The 20,069-nt window shown below is 46.0% G+C and carries 14 protein-coding genes and 1 tRNA gene; 3 read left to right on the top strand and 12 right to left on the bottom strand.

Annotated elements, in window-relative coordinates; translation table 11 throughout:
- Position 1: 1 nt before the first annotated feature.
- Positions 2-75 (bottom strand) — tRNA-Asn (locus RDN79_RS11520).
- A 108-nt stretch (positions 76-183) separates the two neighbouring features.
- Between RDN79_RS11520 and RDN79_RS11515 the strand changes: the two genes are divergently transcribed.
- Together RDN79_RS11515 and RDN79_RS11510 are read left to right on the top strand one after the other, a co-directional pair.
- Complete coding sequence (locus tag RDN79_RS11515) at positions 184-1,161, top strand: adenosine kinase (protein WP_298550901.1); 978 nt, start codon at positions 184-186, stop codon at positions 1,159-1,161.
- Between the two features lie 47 nt (positions 1,162-1,208).
- Positions 1,209-2,918 carry a S41 family peptidase gene (locus tag RDN79_RS11510; protein WP_298550903.1) on the top strand — a complete coding sequence of 570 codons (1,710 nt, stop codon included), beginning with the start codon at positions 1,209-1,211 and terminating at the stop codon, positions 2,916-2,918.
- Between the two features lie 79 nt (positions 2,919-2,997).
- On the opposite strand, the gene RDN79_RS11505 is transcribed toward RDN79_RS11510, so the two are convergent.
- The 10 genes from RDN79_RS11505 to RDN79_RS11460 all read right to left on the bottom strand — a co-directional run bounded on the left by RDN79_RS11505 (position 2,998) and on the right by RDN79_RS11460 (position 17,496).
- Positions 2,998-4,125 carry a metallophosphoesterase gene (locus RDN79_RS11505; RefSeq protein WP_298550905.1) on the bottom strand — a complete coding sequence of 376 codons (1,128 nt, stop codon included), beginning with the start codon at positions 4,123-4,125 and terminating at the stop codon, positions 2,998-3,000.
- Positions 4,126-4,134: 9 nt separating this feature from the next.
- Complete coding sequence (locus RDN79_RS11500) at positions 4,135-5,226, bottom strand: metallophosphoesterase (protein WP_298550907.1); 1,092 nt, start codon at positions 5,224-5,226, stop codon at positions 4,135-4,137.
- 35 nt (positions 5,227-5,261) lie between these two features.
- A complete protein-coding gene (locus RDN79_RS11495) occupies positions 5,262-6,155 on the bottom strand; it encodes a Fic family protein (RefSeq protein WP_298550908.1) in 894 nt (297 codons plus the stop codon).
- 99 nt (positions 6,156-6,254) lie between these two features.
- A complete protein-coding gene (locus RDN79_RS11490) occupies positions 6,255-8,945 on the bottom strand; it encodes a sugar-binding domain-containing protein (protein ID WP_298550910.1) in 2,691 nt (896 codons plus the stop codon).
- A 10-nt stretch (positions 8,946-8,955) separates the two neighbouring features.
- Positions 8,956-10,095 carry a glycoside hydrolase family 130 protein gene (locus RDN79_RS11485; protein ID WP_298550912.1) on the bottom strand — a complete coding sequence of 380 codons (1,140 nt, stop codon included), beginning with the start codon at positions 10,093-10,095 and terminating at the stop codon, positions 8,956-8,958.
- A gap of 169 nt (positions 10,096-10,264) precedes the next feature.
- Complete coding sequence (locus RDN79_RS11480; protein ID WP_298549196.1) at positions 10,265-10,960, bottom strand: DUF3823 domain-containing protein; 696 nt, start codon at positions 10,958-10,960, stop codon at positions 10,265-10,267.
- Positions 10,961-10,982: 22 nt separating this feature from the next.
- Positions 10,983-12,830 carry a RagB/SusD family nutrient uptake outer membrane protein gene (locus RDN79_RS11475; RefSeq protein WP_298549198.1) on the bottom strand — a complete coding sequence of 616 codons (1,848 nt, stop codon included), beginning with the start codon at positions 12,828-12,830 and terminating at the stop codon, positions 10,983-10,985.
- Positions 12,831-12,841: 11 nt separating this feature from the next.
- Entirely contained in the window at positions 12,842-16,231 is a 3,390-nt protein-coding gene (locus tag RDN79_RS11470; protein ID WP_298549200.1) for a TonB-dependent receptor, read from the bottom strand.
- A gap of 111 nt (positions 16,232-16,342) precedes the next feature.
- Positions 16,343-17,269, bottom strand: a complete 927-nt coding sequence (locus tag RDN79_RS11465; RefSeq protein ID WP_298549203.1) for a FecR family protein — start codon at positions 17,267-17,269, stop codon at positions 16,343-16,345.
- A 44-nt stretch (positions 17,270-17,313) separates the two neighbouring features.
- Positions 17,314-17,496: a hypothetical protein gene (locus RDN79_RS11460; RefSeq protein ID WP_298549206.1), complete on the bottom strand. Its 183-nt coding sequence runs from the start codon at positions 17,494-17,496 to the stop codon at positions 17,314-17,316.
- A 305-nt stretch (positions 17,497-17,801) separates the two neighbouring features.
- Here RDN79_RS11460 and RDN79_RS11455 point away from each other — a divergent pair, with 305 nt between their 5' ends.
- Complete coding sequence (locus RDN79_RS11455; RefSeq protein WP_298549207.1) at positions 17,802-18,929, top strand: Fic family protein; 1,128 nt, start codon at positions 17,802-17,804, stop codon at positions 18,927-18,929.
- 259 nt (positions 18,930-19,188) lie between these two features.
- Here RDN79_RS11455 and RDN79_RS11450 read toward each other — a convergent pair whose 3' ends face one another.
- Entirely contained in the window at positions 19,189-19,839 is a 651-nt protein-coding gene (locus RDN79_RS11450) for an RNA polymerase sigma-70 factor (RefSeq protein ID WP_298549211.1), read from the bottom strand.
- Positions 19,840-20,069 lie beyond the last annotated feature (230 nt).

Below are 20,069 nucleotides of genomic sequence, written 5' to 3'. Positions count from 1 at the left end.
GCTCTTCCTCTTGGACTTGAACCAAGGACCCTCTGATTAACAGTCAGATGCTCTAACCGACTGAGCTAAGGAAGAATTTGTTTTTTCAGTTCGGATACTTATCCTATCCCTTTCTGAAATTGCACTGCAAAAGTAGAGGTTCTTTTTGAAATATGCAATATCTTTGCGAAAAAAAATAGAAAAATGAATACGATTGGATTAGGAAATGCTTTGGTAGATGTTCTGCTGAGGCTTGAGAACGATGATGTTCTGACGGAAGTTGGCATACAGAAAGGCGCAATGGATATGATCAACCAGGAACAGATGATTAAAATCCGAAAGTCGCAGGAAGGCCTTGAGCGCAGCCAGGCACCGGGCGGTTCGGTATGCAATACCATGCGTGCGATGGCTTCTTTGGGAGCCAATGCAGGATTTATAGGTAAGATCGGGTCCGATTCCGTAGGCGAATATTATGAGGAGGCCTTGAAAAAAGCCAATGTCTCTCCTTATTTTGCCAAGACAGACGGCATTTCCGGCAGCTGTACCGTCCTGATTTCCCCCGATGGCGAGCGTACGATGGGGACCTTCCTCGGACCGGCACCGACGATCACGCCGGATGAAATTACGGAAGAGATGCTTTCCTCTTACCAATGTATTTATATCGAAGGCTACCTGTTGGTGAACGAAGAGCTGGTACGTACCACTATGCAGAAAGCGAAGAAGTTGGGATTGAAGGTCGCCCTCGATCTTTCCAACTTCAATATCGTGAATGCTTTCCGGGGCCTGTTGGACGAGATTATCCCTAAATATGTCGATATCTTATTCTCCAACGAAAGCGAAGCGGAAGCCTTTACGGGGCTGAAAGCGCACGAAGCGGTCAAGGTCCTTTCGGAGCAGGTGGAGATCTCTTTGGTCACTTTAGGCAAGGAAGGCGCCTTGGTGGGGAGCAAAGGACAGGTTATCACGGTTCCGGCCGAAGGAGGCAAACCGGTAGATACTACCGGGGCAGGCGATCATTTTGCCGCCGGATTCCTTTACGGGCAGTCGGTCGGGGCGACATTGGAACAGTCGGCCCGTATCGGTTCGCTTTTGGCCGGTTACATTATTGATGTGATCGGGGCGCAGATACCGGATGATAAATGGGAACAAATAAAGTTAAAAGTAAATGGTATATTGGCCTGACAAGCGTTTATTATATACATTTACGTCGTTAATTAACTAAATATTCTATGTATAAACAACGAGAGAAAATAATAGTCCTTTTTAGTTTGCTGCTTCTGTTGGGAGGCGTGATCCCCGGACAGGCACAGAAAGACAACCGTTTCGAGGTCAGTAAAAACCTGGATATCTTTAACGCTCTGGTAAAAGAGGTGGAAATGTTTTACGTGGATTCGGTCGACGTCGAGAAAACGGTGCGCCGGGGGATCGATGCGATGTTAGGCGGCTTGGACCCTTATACAGAATATTACCCGGAGCAGGAAATGGATAAACTGAAATTCATGACGACCGGCGAATATGGCGGTATCGGTTCTTACATCCGCGAACGGAAAGAGGGCGGTGTCTATATTATCGAGCCGTTTGAAGGGATGCCGGCCGCTTTGGCCGGATTGAAAGCGGGCGACCGTATCCTGGCGATCGACACGGTGGATGTGACCGACAAATCTTCGGACGAGGTGAGCGCCCTCCTGAAAGGCGTTCCCAATACGAAAATGGTATTGAAGATACAGAGCCCGTATGACAAGAAACCGCGTGAAGTGGAACTGGTGCGTAAGCAGATCCTGGAAAACCAGGTTACTTACTATGGCGTGCGGGGTGACGGCGTAGGCTACATCTATTTGAAAGGTTTTACGGACAAGAGTGCACAGGAAGTGAAGAATGCGTTCGAGGACTTGAAAAAGAACCATCATATTAAATCGTTGATCCTGGACTTGCGTAACAATGGCGGCGGTTTGCTGGAAAGCGCCACGCAGATTGTCGGCATGTTCGTCCCGAAGGGGAAAGAGGTGGTTTCGACAAAAGGGAAAATCAGTCAGTGGGACCGTACCTATCGTACACCGAACGAACCGCTCGATACGGTGATGCCGATGGCTGTCCTGATTAATGGAGGTACAGCTTCTTCTGCCGAGATCGTTTCGGGGGCTTTGCAGGATATGGACCGTGCCGTGTTGGTCGGACAGCGTTCTTTCGGAAAAGGGCTGGTGCAATCCCCCCGTGAACTCCCTTATAACGGAAGCGTGAAAGTGACGATGAGCAAGTATTACATCCCCAGCGGACGTTGCATCCAGCAGATGGACTATTCGCACCGGAAAGCCGACGGTAGCGTCGGGGCTATTCCGGATAGCCTGACATCTGTCTTCTATACCTCCAAAGGGCGTCCCGTCCGGGATGGGGGCGGTATTACTCCCGACTTTAAAATAGAAGAGCCGGAAACGCCGACTATGATGTTTTATCTGGTGACGGATTTTGTCCTGACGGATTTTGTCGCCGAATGGTCCCGGAAGCATAAGAAAATCGCTTCGGCTGAGGACTTCGAGGTGACGGACGAAGACTTTGAAGCTTTCAAGCAGTATGCCAAAGAAAAGAACTTCACCTACGACCGGCAGAGTGAAAAGCTGTTGAAGAACCTGAAAGAGGTGGCTAAGTTTGAGGGCTATATGGATAACGACTCTACTATCTTCCACTCTTTGGAAGCCAAACTGACTCCGGACCTGGAACGGGATTTCGACCGTAACAAGGATCAGATCAAGAAGCTGCTGACTTCCGAGATCATGAAACGTTATTATTTCCAGAAAGGCGAGTTGATAAACAGCCTGAAGGAAGATGAAGTATTGGACAAGGCGCTGGAAGTGTTGGGTGATCCGGCATTATACCGGCGGACATTGGAAGCGCCGGAAAAGGCAGGATCGGGAGAAAGCGTTGGCAACGCTATGAAAATGTAGTCCAAAAGCCAACTCAATATCTGTTGCAGGGGGAAGTGAAGATGGATATCGCCATGATGGAGGCGATGTTTCACCCTGCTTAATCGGCAAACCGGATGTGCAGCACGACCATTTCCGAGACAGTACCGACCCGGTAAGGTGGCCCGGCTATCCCGATACCGGAAGATACATAGAACTGGGTCGGCCCTTTCCTATGGTAGCCGTACGGACATTCATAGATCAGTTTCATTAAAAGAGGGTAGGGCCATAGCTGCCCGTTGTGGGTATGCCCGTGGAGTCCGAGGTCCACACCGTTCATTGCCATTTCGGCGAACGACCAGGGTTGATGGTCCAATACGATGATCGGTTGGGTCGTGTCTATACCTGCCATAAGTGCATGTAACGGCTTTCTTTTTTTGTTGATATGGTCGTCCCGTCCGATCAGGTAGAATGAGGAGTCCGGGCGTGCAACGGAATCGACCAGAAGCGTCGCCCCTGTTTTCTTCAGCCAGCGGTATTTGGCCATGCGGTTGGCGCGATACTCGTGGTTGCCGTAAACCACATACACGCCTAACGGGGCTTTCAGTTGTTTCAAATCCTCTTCGATACGGGCTTTTTCGGCAAAGCGGGATTCATAATCCATGATATCGCCTACCAGGACGACCAGGTCGGGATGTTGTGCGTTGCTCATCTTCACGTATCGCTGTACCAGCTCCTTGCCGATCATTTCCCCGATATGAAGGTCGCTCATCATGACAATCGTCATGCTGTCACGGTCGCCGCTCCCTTTGGGAAGGGTGACATATACATCTTTGACAACCGGATAGGCGACGACATGGTAAGCATGGAACATCAGGCCGGTGACGAATGCTATGATCAGAAAGAACAGGGTCAGTTTCGTTTGTTTCCAGTGCCCTGTAATCCAGCCGGGAAACCAATGGAAGAAACGGTTGCTGAGCCGGAGCGCTTCCAGGACCAACAGGGAGAGCGTGATATAAAGAGATGCGATATACCAGGTGTTGCAAATATACTGGATGGCAATCATGACGGAATCCGGCAGCATATTGCGGAATGTAAAGCCGAAGAAGAAGAGGGATAATTCAAGGATAAAAAACAGGATATAGGGAATCCTCCAGCTCTTTTTGGGGGGAATGGCCTGATATCCCCGCCAGAAGATATAAGGATTCAGCACTATCTGTGCTACTATCGATTGAATGAAAACTCTCATGCCTGTACACTATTTACACGTAATGTTGAATACGACAAGTTCGCTGTCGGTACCGATCCTGAAAGGCGGTCCCCAGAGCGACAGTCCGGAGGAAACGTATATATGGCTGTTTCCCCACCTGCGATAACCATAGCTTTGGTCGAACAGATGGTCGGTGATGAGGCTGATCGGCCATACCTGTCCGCGATGCGTATGCCCGCTGAACTGAAGGTCGATACCCGCCTTTTCCGTATCCGACAAGTCGTACGGTTGATGATCCAAAAGGATAACAGGTTTTGCGGGATCAATGTTTTTCGCCAGTTCTTGCAGGGATAACCGGGATGTATTGCTGCGGTCGTCCCGTCCGATTATTTGTATGCCGCCCGGCAACGTCACGATTTCGTCCCTCAACAGGCGGATCGGCGTTTCGTTTATGAATTGCATGCTTTTCCGTATGCCACTGATGTATTCATGATTTCCCGGAACCATGTAGATTCCTGAAGGCGCTTTCAATTCAGCCAGTTCCTCCATCATCTTTTCTTCATAAAGGGGGACTACGCTGTTGTCGATCAGGTCGCCGCCTATCAGGATCAGATCCGGTTCCTGTGCGTTGATCATCTCGACATATTGTTTGAGCTCTTCCTTGTCTGTCCCGTATCCTAAATGAATATCGCTGACGGAAACGACTTTCAACGGCTGTTGATTATGAACCGCCGGCTTGTTGAAAACTATGTTGATAACTTCTGTTTTCGGATGTTGGTAGTTATAATATCCGTAGCTTAACAGACTAAGCGTCAGGAATAAGGATGTATAGAACCCATATTTGAACGGGAAGTTGAAAAGTCGGAACAAGTCGAATACGACCAGGCATAAAACCATGTAAAGCGTGAAAACCAACCAGCCGGTTCCTATTTCGTGGGCCGTATGAGCCAGAACAACCGGTAATTTTGTGTTTCGAGCCAAAAAACTGCCGATAAACGACAAGGCTCCGCACCAAAACAGTACGGCTAATAAAACTTTAACCCCGAAAGGCTGAGCTACCAAAGCCTGTGCCCCTCTCTTGAATATATAGATGTTTCCCGCAAGATAAATACTAATGAGGACAACGAAAAATGTCGGCATAGTTGTAAATTTTCGGCAAAAGTACGGAAACAATTTTAGTTATGGTCGTATTTGATACGAAATTTCTCCAGCAAAACCTTGAAATGATCCTGTGCCGTCAGGCAGGTATCGGCCAGATATCCTTTGATGTGCGGCCAGTGCCGTAAGCCGTTGTAGTAGAACATTTTCAACTCATCGGTTATGATAAAGGGCACATAGTTATTCCGAAGGCATTCACGAAACATAATCAACCGTCCTACGCGTCCGTTGCCGTCTTGAAACGGATGGATGGCCTCGAAACGTTGATGGAAATCCAGGATATCTTCAAATGTCGGATTCTTTTTATTGTTATATTCTTTCAGCAATGCTTTCATTTCTTTATGGACGTTTTCCGGCGTTGTAGTGTCGTTGCCACCTACTTCATTGGGTAACTTCTTATAGTCTCCGACCCGGAACCAATCTTTTCGTTCGTCAGATGTACCGGATTTCAAAATAAAGTGGAGTTGTTTGATGTACGTTTCGGTAAGTTTGCCGTCGTTCTCTTGGATAATGTAGTCTACGGCACGGAAATGGTTGGTGGTTTCGATGATGTCGTCTACATTAATCGCTTCATCCGTCACTCCGATCGTGTTGGTTTCAAAGATATAGCGTGTTTGGTCGTGTGTCAGCCGGCTGCCTTCTATGTGGTTGGAGTTATAAGTGAAATCGATTTGTATGCGATGGTATATCCCCCCTTTCATCTGCCCGTCTTTCTGCTCGCGCAGAGCTTTTAGTAAAGGCGATACCCGTTCTGCTTTTTTGCGTTTAGGCAATGCTGCATCGACCGGGATATTCCAGGTCTTTCCGACAAGAACAGCCCCTCTGATTTTGCCTTGTGCACAATAGTTCCGGGCTGTCCGTTCCGAAATACCCTGTCTTCCGGCCCATTCTTTTACTGAAATATATTCCATCTATCGGCAAGTTTGAAGTGACATTATATATACAAAGGTAGTATTTCTTGCCGATATCGGCAAGAAATACTACCATATACTGCATTTACCGTTATGGAATTACAATTTGAAACTACTCGGTTTGATATTCCAACCTTTCACAACGAATGTCGGTTCGGATGGCATATCGCTTGCGCCCGTTTCTATGATGACGGTTTTACTTTCTCCCGGTAAGAGCGAGAAGAAGTTGTCTGTGTAGAAACTGGGGCGCACCGGCTTTTTGTCCTGACCAAGCAATTGAAGCTGGGTGAAGAATGCTACGGTTGAAGAAGGGTTCTTTATTTCAGCTTTAATGAAATGCCGATCACCTTCTTGATAAGTTTTGTAGCGAGTCTTCAGTTGCACCTGTTTCAATTTCGACAGGTCTTCGAATCCGGATGAGGTCGGGCCTGTCAGGGTCTTGCGACCTTCATATTTATCGTTGGAGCGCCAGTAGAATGTATTGGCGACTTCTTTCCCTTTCGTATCGAACAGGCGTAGTTTTATAAAATGAACCTGCGTGATGTTCCGGGGAAAATCGATTGTGAAGACATCGTTTACGACGCCGTCTTCCGGGATATCGATCTTCTGGCTTTTGCTCCATACTTTCTTGCTGTTCAGGTCGTACACTTCGGCTGCTACTTTATAGTCCTTGAATGCCTGGTAGTAGTCATTATAAACGGAAACCGTATTCTTCAGGTAATCAAACTGAGCATGAAGCGGTTCCAATGCGTTCTGAGTATGGTATAAAGAGGCGGTCGGTTCCAAAGAGTAGTCCCACATACGGGCGCAAACCTGGCTGACCGGGCAGTTGTGATACCAGAACAATAACCCTGATGCGTAGCGGTCACCATAACCGAATTTGTTATAGTTCCAGACTTCCCAGATCGATTTGGAGTTCATGGCACCGACCGCCTGGCCTTTGGTGGCAAACTCTTCGATGGAAGAGGAAGGACCATAATGGTTGGTAAGGTCCGTGTACATGGTCGACATCAGATGGAACCCTCCGCCATCATGATAATCCCATACCTCCTTATTGATCGGCCAGAGGTCTTTCTCGTCCATTACTTCGCGGAGCGTTTCAACGGTCGGTATAGTCGGCGAACCATATTCCGGATTGAAGCCATCGACACGGCTACCGCGTTCGGATGCCGTATTCTCGTAGTGCTGCATCGGGTTCACCTGTTTGTAAGGGCTGCCGTCGTGCACGCCGTCACATTCCGACTGCATCTGGTAACCGCGTGTCCCGTCCAGTTTCATGATCAGGTCTTTTGCTCCCGGCATTTCCGTGCTCTCGTTGGAAGAAACATAGTAGGCCAGTGAAGGATGGTTGCGCAGGCGTTTTACGGTTGCCTCGACGTTGCTCAGGTATAGATCTTTATCTTGCGGATGTTTGGTGTCGCCGGTCATCCAGAATTCCTGCCAGACAAGGAGTCCCATTTCGTCGCAGAGTTGGAAGAAATAGTCCGATTCGGCAATGCCGCCGCCCCACATGCGGATCAGGTTGATACCGGATTGTTTTGTATAGCGCAATTCTGCATAAGTACGTTCGTCGGAGGTACGGAGCATCCCTTCCGGAATCCAGTTGGTTCCCCGGATGAAGAGTTTCTTGCCGTTTACGTAGAACTGGCGGGATTTGTCCGGTGTATTCTGGTCGGATGTGATTTCCCGGATACCGAAACGGGTTTTTGTTTCATCGGACACTTTACCGTCGACGGTTACGGTTAACTTGAGTTCGTACAGTTCTGGTTTTCCTTTGAAAAGCGGCCACCACAGACTCGGGTTCTTAATCGTGAGCTGCGGGAACTCTTCCGGTGTAAAACAAATTTCCTTTGTTTCCCCTCTGAACAAATTCAGGTCTTTGCTGAATGTTATATCCTCACCTACGATTTCTCCTTTGACCGTGCATTTTACGCCACGCTGTGTCGGGTTTGTCACTTCTACACTGACAGTCTCTTTTGCCAAGTCGTAGTTTGGTTTGGCAAGTTCGGATTTGATGAACGGATGGCGGATAACCGCTTTGTCCGTAGCATAGAGGCTGATGTTTTTCCAGATACCGGTATTCCGGTCGCGGATCCCGTCGTTGAAGGTGAAGTCCCAGCCGACACTCATCAGCATGGTCGTGTTCAGTCCGATGTTACCGTCTCCACCATTGTGAAACTCGCCGGCGGCTCCCCATTGCTTCGGCTTGATGGTCCCTGCCATATCAACAGGATATACTTTGATCGCCAAGGCATTTTTCTGGCCGATACGGGCGAAATCCGTGATATTGATATACTCCGGTTTGAACATGCCGGACATATTGCCGAGCAGATAACCGTTCACCCATATCTCGGCACGGTAGTTGATACCGTCTACCTGAAGCCAGACGATTTTGTCTTTATAGTTTTCCGGCACGTCGAATTCCGTCCGGAACCAGTAGGTATAAAAATCGCGTCCTGCTTTGGCAAGGTCCGGGATAATATTCTTATCCAGTTTGTTGTTCATCCCGTAATAGGGTTCGGGATAAACCTTGTTGTGTACCAGTGAGTTCAGAACCGTACCCGGAACGATTGCCGGCATCCATTGTCCGGTTTGGTAGCCCGGCTGTGAGATTTTCTCCGCAGGGTCTTTTGCGTCTCCCGCTTTGTACATCTGCCAAGTGAAGTTCCCGTTGTGTCCGTCTTTCGAATCCAGATATATTTTGTCCGGATTCCGGTAGTTGTTAGGTGTCTGCGCTTGCATAAAGCTGGCAGACAAGAACAAAAATATTCCAGTGATAATGTTTTTCATACTTTATTTTTTAATTAGGAATCGGATCTCCGGGTGTTTTCTTTGCAGGATCATAAACTGCTACGCCCAACTGGGAATCCGCGCATCCGTAATAGAGATACCATTTGTTTTTGAAATAGACCAAACCTTCGATAAAGACGGTTCCGTCGACATACTGCCCGCTCTTTTCGAATGGAGCCATCGGGCGGAAGAAAGGAACGTCCAGGCGTTGCAGGACCTTCATCGGCTCCTTCGGGTCGGTCAGAAGTTGTCCGGCGCAGTAAGCTCCGGCAGTGAAACGCTTGTCGCGCTTGCTGTCGTTTGTCTGGTTCTTGCCGTTATAAAGCAAGACGATGCCTTTGTCTGTCAGGATAGCGGGAGGACCGCACTCTGTCAAGGCGCTGTCGAAGTATTGGGGACGGGGTTTGATGACGGTCGCCAGTTCGTTTTTCTCGTCCAATATGGGTGTCCAGTTGACCAAGTCGTCGGAGGTTGCCGCGTAGACCGCATGTTCTCCCCAATACATGAAGTATTTTCCACCGATTTTCGTCAGCACTTGTTTACCGTCTTTGATCGTTGTCACCATAGAGCCGGATTTGCAGAAGATGTCTTTGAAGCGTCCGTTGTAGGCTTTCGCGAAAGCAGGGCCGTGTTTCTCCCATTTGACGAGGTCGCGTGAGGTGGCGATGCAGAGGCGTGCCACTTTCCGGTTCCAGGAAGTGTAGGCCATGACATACAGACCGTCTTCCGTCATGGTCACGCGCGGGTCTTCGCAACCTCCCGGCCATTCGTATTCCTTCATGTTGTCTTTATCCGGGTACATGACGGGAGTATTCCGGCGCTTCATGTGGATGCCGTCTTCGGATTCTGCCAATCCGATACGCGAAGTTCGTTTGCCGATTCCCGTTGCAGAATTGTCCTCAGCCCGGTAAAGGACATATATTTTACCGTCTTTTACGGTTGCTGCCGGGTTGAACACATCGCTCTCTTCCCATCCTATTTTTTTGCCCTGCATGGGACAGTCGAATTGGCTGGAAGGATTGGGGGTAATGATCGGATTGACTTTTTCCGGCCTGACAAAGCCGCCTAAGGCCCAGTCCGGTAACACATTTTGGGCATACCCGAATAGAGGTAGAACCGCCAGACTGATGAGTAAGATACTTTTTTTCATGTTCTAAAGAATAAAAAAGAAGGTGTGTCAAAAAGAAAATCCTGCTTACAATAGACACAATTCAGGCACGGATTACACGGAAAGATAATAAATTTATCCGTGTAAATCCGTGAAATCCGTGCCTTAAAGATCGTGATAAAGGAGTTTTGACACACCTCCCAAAGGTTATTTATTGTACAATCGTTTCTATAATGGTACTGTAGTTGACCGCGCCTTCTGTTTTGGCTCCGACACGTACATATATTTTGTTGCCGTTTCCTTGTATTTTGTACAGATTGTCCTGATAGGTCTTATCGTTTTCCAGATCGAAAACGATCGTTCCTTCCTGCTCCTTTACGGTCTGCTTTCCTGCTTGGTTGGCATTTCCATTATCGACGCCCGGAGCAAAATTCCAGTAGCCGTACACTTCCGATACTTTGAAATTGCTGCTTGTTGGAGTTACCTTATATGTAATGGTAATTTTCTTTCCTGCAACCTGGGCCGAAGCGTTGATTCTTGCATAAGGAGTTGCTTTCAGGTCCAATGTTGTCTGCCCTTTTACGGTTACAAATTCTTCGCAAGGAGAAACAAAAGGACCCTTTACAACAATTTTATAATCACAGTTGAACAACTTCGTATTTTCGTATGAACCATCCATCTTTGCATAGAAATCGACCGATTGTGTTGCCTCTGTGTTCTGTTCGAACATATTGATAATAACACCGGTAGATCCCTGTACGGGCAGCGGGATCGGTTCATTCGTTTCCGCATCTAAGATTTGTCCTTTGATGCCTCCGTTGGGAGAATCATAATTATCCAGATCGCTCAAACAGCTTGTGAAGCATAAGGAGCAAACGGCCATCAATACTAAACTTATCTTTTTCATATCAAATTTCTAAATTAGATGATTAATTGGTATAACCCGGGTTCTGAATGAGATTCGGATTTGAATTCATATCTGTCTGGTTGATCTTTGTATAATAGTTCTTTTCCAGGAAAATACGTTTCTGTTTCGGAGCATTGGCTCCTCTTTCGAATACATATTTGCCATCACGAATATCATACCAAGGATACAATGCCGTTCCTCTGAATCCATTCAAACCGCCTTGTGCCACATCCAAGTGAGCAATTCTCCAACGTTTCATATCCCAGAAACGATGACCTTCGAATGCCAGTTCCACTCTGCGTTCGTGACGGATCTTTTCCATATTGATGTTTGGCAATAAGGCGATTCCGGCACGCTCGCGGATCTTGTTGACTGCCTCCAATGCTTCGGAAGATTTGTTCAACTCCATCGCAGCTTCCGCCAAATTTAGATAAATTTCTCCTAAACGGAAAACCGGCCAGGGAGTTTCTGACTTACCCATGTTCATATCGGTCAATGTTTCGTCCCAGAATTTCTTCTGATAGAAGCCTGTCTTGGAGGCATCGCCGGCATCGGCTCCGCCGTCTTTTCCTGAAGTACTATAGGTGACTCCGTTGATTTCGACCGTGTTACCACCATCCGGCTGGCTGGTTGCCACATATCTTTCATTATCGGTGACGATGATTCCTCTTTTCCATTCGATCTTTGTGCTTTGGCAAGGAGATCCCGGCAAATAGACGGAAGCGAACAAGCGCGGGTCTTTATTGGCAAATACTTCGTATGGATCGTCGAAACGAATCGGTTTACCGTTTTCTTCCAGTTTCAAAGTGCCTTCGGAGCCGTCTATGTATTCGTATGTTTCCACCATTTCGAGAGTAGGGGCGATACCGCATCCCCAACCTCCGGCACGATAAGAGAACGGAGCGTTACGTTTGTCCCAGTCATGACCTTTGCCTCCTGCGACATTGTATTGTTTCTGGAAGATATATTCTCCGTTATCACCGTTACCTTTCAGGAACATTTCGCAATAGTTTTGCTCTTTGTTGTCGGCTTTCTTGTTATATAAGGTATAAAGACCTGAAGATATGATTGCTTTGGATGCATCATAAGAAGCCTGGAAAAAACGGTCTGCTTCGGATGCCGGGATTCCGACAAGGCCGTCTAACTGGACGCTCCCGTAGCGGGCTATGGAACCGGCATACAAGGCTGCACGCGAACATAATGCCAATGCTACATATTTACTCGCCCGGTATTTGGCTTCCGCATTTCTCGTATCCGGGAGATCTTGCGCAGCCTCTTGGCATTCTTTTACGATGAAATCATAAATTTCAACTTCTTTATTACGAGGAACCATCAGCGCTTCCAGATTATTGGGATCATATTGTTGCGGTTCGTCGATAAGAGGCACGCCTCCATAACGTTTCACTAACGTGAAATAATGCATGGCACGCAGGAAACGGGATTCGGCTAACAACAGTTTCTTTTCGGAATCCGATAAGGCTGTCGCTTCCTGCAACTGGCTGATGAAGTCATTGCAGTTTCGTATATTTTTGTAGCGATCAGAGAATTTCTGTTCGAACAACGCGTCTTCATACGTGTATGTGGCATTTCCGTTATCGAATAGAGGATCTTTCTGGAAAGAACCTTGTGCTTCGTCAGACATGGAAGAGGCATTTTGCAAACGCCATGCGTCACGATACCAGTAATTGAAATCTTCCAGGTTCAGACCGTCATACAAATTAACCATTACGCCGTTGATCAATTTAGCGTCTTGCCAAACCTGTTCGGGAGTTATGATGTCGAAAGATTCTTTTTCAAGATAGTCAGCGCAGGCTGTCGTACCTAACAAAAGCAATCCACATCCGATATTTTTTATAATTGTTGTCTTCATCGTTTCTTATTTTAGAATGTTAGATTAACACCGAAGTTAAATGTTTTCATTTGTGGATAGTATCGGAATGCACCGTCTTTATTTTCCGGGTCCATATATTTCATGATACCGGTGCGGCTGGTAATCGTAGCCGTATTGAAGCTGTTTACATATATGCGCAGGTTCTCGATTCCGGCTCTTTGCATCCATCTTTTCGGGAAGGTATAACCTATCTCGACCGTTTTCAGACGCAGATAATTGGCTTTCTGCTTTGTCCATGTATTGTTTCCCGAATTGGAAGAGAAACCTGTCGGACGCAGTGCCGGCATGAAGCCCGGAATCCATTCGCTGAACATATCCGACGGATCTTCCCTGTGCCAGCGATCCAACCAAAGTGTCATACCGTTACCAAGACCTTGCTGGATAAACGGAGACATAAAGTCGCCGCTTGTAAACACTTCATGTCCTGCTGCACCCTGGAAAAAGAGGGTTACGTCAAAGCCCTTATATTCTCCGTTTAGATTCAAGCCATAGTATAAGCGAGGTGTATTTCCGTGTCCGATCGGCTGCTCGTCCTTTCCGTCGATGATACCGTCGTTGTTCCAGTCTTCAAACTTTAAGTCGCCGGGCATCAATGATTTGTTGCCGTTATTATCCTGGATCGGTGAGTTAAGAATCTCTTCATAACTCTGGAATTGCCCGATACATACCTTACCCCACTGGATATCTTTGTAGCGGTCATTGGTGTTGTTTCTCCAGTCGTCGTACATATTGGCTGAAGCTGCACGTTCAACATGTTCATTATAGATACGGGTAGTAGAGAAATTCGCTTTTACATCATAAGTGAAGTCTCCTATTTTATGACGATGTCCGACAACGATTTCAAACCCCTGGTTTCTGTCGGAGTTCAGGTTTTCAACCGGAAGTTCCTGGCCGAATGTCGTCGGCAAGGTAAGCTGGCGTTTTGTCAGAAGGCCACTGCGTTTGCGGACGAAGTAGTCAAATTCCACATTTACCAGACCGGACAATACAGATGCTTCGAACCCGACATTTGTCGTTTTGGACTCATACCAGGTTAAAGCCAAGTTGGGCATACCTCTGTCTTTAGCTCCATTGGTAAGTCCTCCTGTACCTAAAACGTAGTTGCCGGCAGGATACCGGTAACCTTGTAAATATTGATAGGCTCTGTATTTCCCATCCTTTTCGTCATCATCGCTATAACCGGTTACACCTTCATCTCCCACTTTTCCGAAAGAACCTCTGATCTTGAAGTTGTCGACCATAGGCAACGCTTCTTTGAAGAATGCTTCTTCGGAAACACGCCAACCCAAAGATACGGCAGGGAAGAATCCCCAACGATTGTCCGGGGCAAATTTGTAGGAACCGTCGTAACGGAAACTGAGTTCTGCCAAGTATTTGTTGTCGTATGCGTAATTGACACGTCCGACCAAACCGGCATGAGCGGAAACACGGGCTGTTCCACCGTTGTCCATGTTTGTCTTGTCTCCTGCATCTATTTGATCGAGTGCTCCGACTGTAAACTGGCGGTATGCTTTCAGGATATCGGTACGGTCATTATAGAATTCCCATAAAACCAATGCTCCGATATCATGTTTGCCGAATGTATTCTTATAGTTCAGGGAGATTTGTCCGTTCGGTCTGAAATAGTTGTCATTCTGAGTTGTTAACTCTGAAATGGTATGGCTTCCGGAAGCATTATAAACGTCATTAACAGTATCATAGGTGTATTCATAATATTCTTTATACCATTTTCTGCTGTATTTGTTATTATAGTCGTAAGAGAACAATGCCTTTGCGGATAAACCTTTCACCCAGGGCATTTCCCAGTTCAAACCGATCGACCCGTTAAACTCGCGACGGTCTCTTCTGTCGTATCCGACATTATCGATATCCGAAAGATGGACGGGGTTTCCTTTATCACCCGGATTTGACCAGTAGTCCGGATTGTCATTAGCATAAACCGGAAATACGGGTTTTGCCATCTGAATACTACGACTTAACGGTTCCCCATCCTTTTCGTAGGGTTTCATTCGCGTGTCCAAACGTCCGCTCAGTTGCAAGTCTACCGTAAAACCCTTGACGATTTCTGCACTGATATTGGAACGTACGTTATATTTTTTGTAATTGAATGCTTTTGACTTATAAATACCTTCCTGGTCTGTCAAACCGAGCGAGAAGAAGTATTTTACTTTTTCCGCACCGCCCGATACGCTTAAATTGTGGTACGTGGCAGGAGCTGTCTTGCGGATTACCTCGTCATACCAGTCCGTTGTCCCGATTCCCTGTTTGAAACGTTCGAGGTCGTCGGCAGAATAAGGAGCCGGGATTCCGATATTTTGTTGCGCTTCGTTATACAGGGTCGCATATTCGTATCCGTTGTAATATTCCGGATAGCGGGTTATGTTCTGTATGCCGACATATCCATTGTAGTTGATTTTCGGTTTCCCGATTTCCCCCTTTTTAGTCGTAACGAGGATAACGCCGTTTGCCCCTTTGAAACCGTAAACGGCAGCGGAGGCATCTTTCAGGATACTGATCGATTCGATGTCATTGGCGTCGATCTGTTTGAAATCGCGTTCCACACCGTCGACAATCACCAGCGCATTGCCATAACCGCGGATATCGATGCTCGCATCGTCATCACCCGGAGCGCCGCTTCTCTGTACGGCACGTAAACCGGGCAGCTTACCGGCCAGCGCATTGCTGACATTAGGAGTTTTGACAGTGGCAATATCCTTGGCTTGGAGTGAAGCGACCGATCCGGTTACGGATGCACGTTTCTGGACACCGTAACCGACAACGACCACTTCATCCAATGCTTGAGAGTCTTCGACCAATTTAACCTGGATGTTTGTCTTGTTGTTTACCGGCATCTCCTGGTCCTTGTAGCCGATATACGAAATGACCAGTACGGCGTTCGGTGCTACATTTAATGTGAAATTGCCGTCCATATCGGTAATCGTACCGTTGGTAGTGCCTTTTTCTACGACATTGGCACCGGCGATAGGGCCTAATGCATCTTCTACCACACCTTTTACCGTGTGTTTTGCTTGTTGTGGGCTGCCTGCTGCTCCGGCCGGTGAGAGAACGATGTAAGAACCTTCGATTTTGAAGGATACATTGTTGTCGAACAGGTTTTGCAATACTTCCTGCAAAGAAGTATTTTCGGCATTTACTGAGACTTTTCGGTTAACATTTACGTTCTTGTTGTAAATGAACAGTAAATTAGTCTGGCTTTCAATGTCGTTCAAGATGTTTTCCAGCCGGACGTTGTTTTTGTTAAGTGTGATGCGTATGCTCTGTGAACTTACCGTTTCCGCTTGTGCGCACATGGCACAGGAAAGGAAGAACAGAGATGTCATCTTTAAAACACGAGATACACAAATTTTTCTTTTCTTCATCTTTGTGATAGTTAAATAAATGATATTAGATTGAAACTTCATTTTTACATTGGACATAGTTTGTCCTTCATTCTAATTATCTCCTCTTCATAGGCTTATCTATTTAATTGTTTATTGAATGCGAATTTCAGTTCCGCTCTCTCGCTCGAAGGTGAAGTGAGCATCTTGTTGCAAAGCTCTCAGCACCTGTTCAACCCCGTCGGATATACGGAACTTCCCACTACAGGCATAATTGTCGAGCGTATGATTGTCGATAATTATCCGGATACCGAAATTTTTCTCAAGTTTCTTCATCAAATCCTTGAAATTGATATCCTTAAAAGTGATAAGCCCCTCTCTCCAACTGTATGGATTGAAGTCGGTGATGGGAGTGACCGTCAGCTTTCCGTTGTTGAGGCTGACGGTATTATTGGGTTCTAACACAACTGATTCGTCTGGCTGTGACTTGTCGGTGACTTTTACGCTGCCTCGTATGAGGGCTGTGGAAAATTCATTTTCGTTGTAGGCCTCCACATTGAATTGTGTTCCTAAAACTTCCACTTCGCAACGTCCTGTATTGACAATAAACTTTTTGTCTTTGTTCTTGGCTACATCGAAAAATGCTTCTCCTTTCAAACGGACTTCCCTTGTGTCTCCGTTAAACGAAACCGGATAAGAAAATTCCGACCGGGCATTCAGCCAGATATGCGTCCCGTCTGAAAGCGTTACTTCAACCCGCTGTCCGGCAGGGACTTTAATCGTGTTGAGCGCTATTTCAGGCTGGATGTTTTTAGTGGTGAATACCGGAATGTTATACAATAAGAATAGGGCGATAACAGCGGCGGCAGCACTTCCGATCCATTTCCAGAGTGGTACGGACTGCTGACGGACATGATTTTCTTTTTGAAAAGCATTTAATTGGAGTGCGTCGAACAGGGCACGTTCATGATAGAAAGTTTCTCTGTTTGCTTTATCAGCATTTACCCACTGGCGGATCAGAGTCAGCTCGTTGTCAGTGGCTTCTCCGTTAAACATTTTATGTAGTAGCTTCCTTTCCATTTTTTCCTGTTTCTATATTAAGGGCGAACGGGAGGGAAAATACCCTAAAGGGAAAATGAACTTTTTTCGGATTTGCATCTGTCAAGTATGTTTTTCAGCGAAAAATCCTTGTCGGGATGTTGGGGAGTTACCGGAGTCTCCGGTTCGTTTTCAAGCGTATTCGATTCGCAGGCCGACAGCGAGAAGCTCATGCACACCCCCAGCATCATGGTCGTTAAAAGTTTCATATCCGCTCCTTTTTTATGGTTTATACTTATAGTATTATTTGTACAATATAGAATGACTAAAATCAGCGATTCTCAATAAACTCTAATCATGATAATAATACCCCATTGGTTTTTATATTTTTATTGCATAAGATTTTATATCTTTGCATCCCTATAATCGGGTTACAAATGTTAGCATAATTAAAGACTTGTAACGATGTTATTCGGATGGGAACGAATGGAGAAATAAATCTATTCGAAAAGGCAGAATATCATTCACTTGCAAAAATGTTTGGGACAACCGATCAGTAATTAATATCCTATATATGATTGACTTCGACGAATATATACGCCAAGGTGAGCCACAAAAGCGAGAGAAAGGATATGCATGGCAAACCGCAATCGGCTTGCAGGCCGTCGATGGACTTAAGCCATCCCACTATCTGATTGAAACCGCCCGAAAAGATATTGAGGGCGAAATTACGATTGACGAAGCAGAACAGCTCATAAAAAGCTACTACCAGTCTAAGGAAGCACGCACTCCCGAAGATGCGGAAATGCATGAGGCAGATACGGCATCGACCAACATTCGTAGGCTTCTTACCGAAAAAACATTTGCGTTTACGCTTGTCGGACTGACATCGATTCATCGTCGGATATTCGATGGTGTATTCAAGTTTGCCGGTCAAATACGCGATTACAACATCACGAAAAAGGAATGGGTACTTCGTGGAGATACAGTGCTCTATGTTTCCGCGCCCGACCTTCGCAAAGCGATTGAATACGACTTGGAACAAGAACGCCAGTTCGACTATTCAAAAGTGGACAGGGATGGATTAGTGAGCCACATAGCCAAGTTTGTGTCGGGACTATGGCAAATCCATCCGTTTGGCGAGGGAAATACCCGAACAACTGCCGTGTTCATGATTCTCTATCTACGTTCTATGGGCTTTGACGTAACAAATGACCTATTCGCCAATTATTCGTGGTATTTCCGTAACGCGCTGGTACGCGCCAACTACCAGAACGTACAAAAAGGCATTATGCGTAATTCCGAATATTTAGAGCGGTTCTTTCGCAATCTTCTATTGGGTGAAACTAATGAATTGCGGAATCGGTATATGGTCGTAAATGCACCGAAAGAACTGGTTACAGAGCAAGCACAACCTGATAACCGTACAAGTACCGAACAACCTGCCGTACAAGTAACCGAACAAGTTCTCGCTTTGTTGCTCGCCTTGTCAAACGAACAATTGTCGTTGAAAGGATTAATGGAGAAAGTCGGTTTGAAGCATCGCCCGACTTTTATAGAAAACTACATAAATCCTGCTGTCGAGACAGGTATTCTCAAGATTTTATATCCCGATACCCCCAATCATCCAAGGCAGAAATATTTGCTGACAGCAAAAGGACTGGCCTTATATAATGATCTAAAGATAAAACATTCTATCTAATAGTTAGTCAATCGCAATTATATTACATTTACTAAAAGACATGAACTTATATATTCCCCTGGTTTAGGGATAAAATACAAGTACCTGATATACTTTGAATGAAGTAAAAAAACGAATCTTAAAATAGTATATTGGTAAGCATTGATAACCAGCCTATTAAAGTTTCCCCCTGAAGGAAACGAAAATTCCCTCGGTAGGAAACGGGAGTTTCCCTGTAAGGAAACTTCATGAAAGTAAAGACAGAATGAAGAACTTGTTATTAATTGTAGAAGAAATCGAATACAAATAGTAGGCAGGGGAGGTAATCTTTCAGTTCTTTTCGTAGCACGTTTAAGGCTTTGCTAATGTGGAACTCAACACTTTTTACAGAGAGATTTGTCTCTTGGGCAATTGTCTGATAATTTTTCCCTTCATAGCGACTCATAATGAATATGCGACTGGATTTTTCCGGTAATTTGGCTAAGGCCCGGCTAATAAGTTCCTGCACTTCATTGCTGAATAACGTTTCCGGCTCGCATGCCTCCAGGCTGGAGATACGCATTTGTAATTCCCATTCTTTGTTCGATAATAAATTTTCGGCGATATTGCTCCAGGTACGTTCCCGTTGAAGATAGTCTAAGCATTTGTTTTTTAGGGTGACTAATATATATAAAGGTATGTCTTTGACTTCTTCTAACCGATGCCGGTTCTCCCAATAGTACATCAGGCTTTCCGTCACCAGGTCTTCCGCTGCTTCTTGATTGTATGTATAAGAATAGGCGAACCGGATATATCGGTCCCGATGGGTGACGAAAATATTGTTGAATCGTTTTATGTCCGTTTTCTCGTCCATGATGTGCTGTTCGAATGGATTTAGTTCTAAGGAACTATGGTTGTTTATCTGACAAAAATAAGTAAAATTCTTTTTCACGGTCGGCAATTTGGTGAATACAAATATAAAAAACGTCATTTTTTTCTGCAAACAACTATTCAACGGGTGAAAACAAGTACCATTACCGTCCTAATCTCCCCCACAAAATCCATAGTTCCCTTAGTACTAAGGTCGCAATCCTCTCATTCTATTATCAACTCTGTACAATCTTAATTGTCGACAATGCGGAAGGCAGGCAGATATATCGTTTGCCAGGGTCGGAGATCAAC

This window comes from uncultured Parabacteroides sp. (genome assembly GCF_902493135.1).
GTDB lineage: Bacteria > Bacteroidota > Bacteroidia > Bacteroidales > Tannerellaceae > Parabacteroides.
The sequence above is the reverse complement of the archived record's forward strand: the minus strand, read 5'-3'. Positions and strand labels throughout refer to the sequence as shown.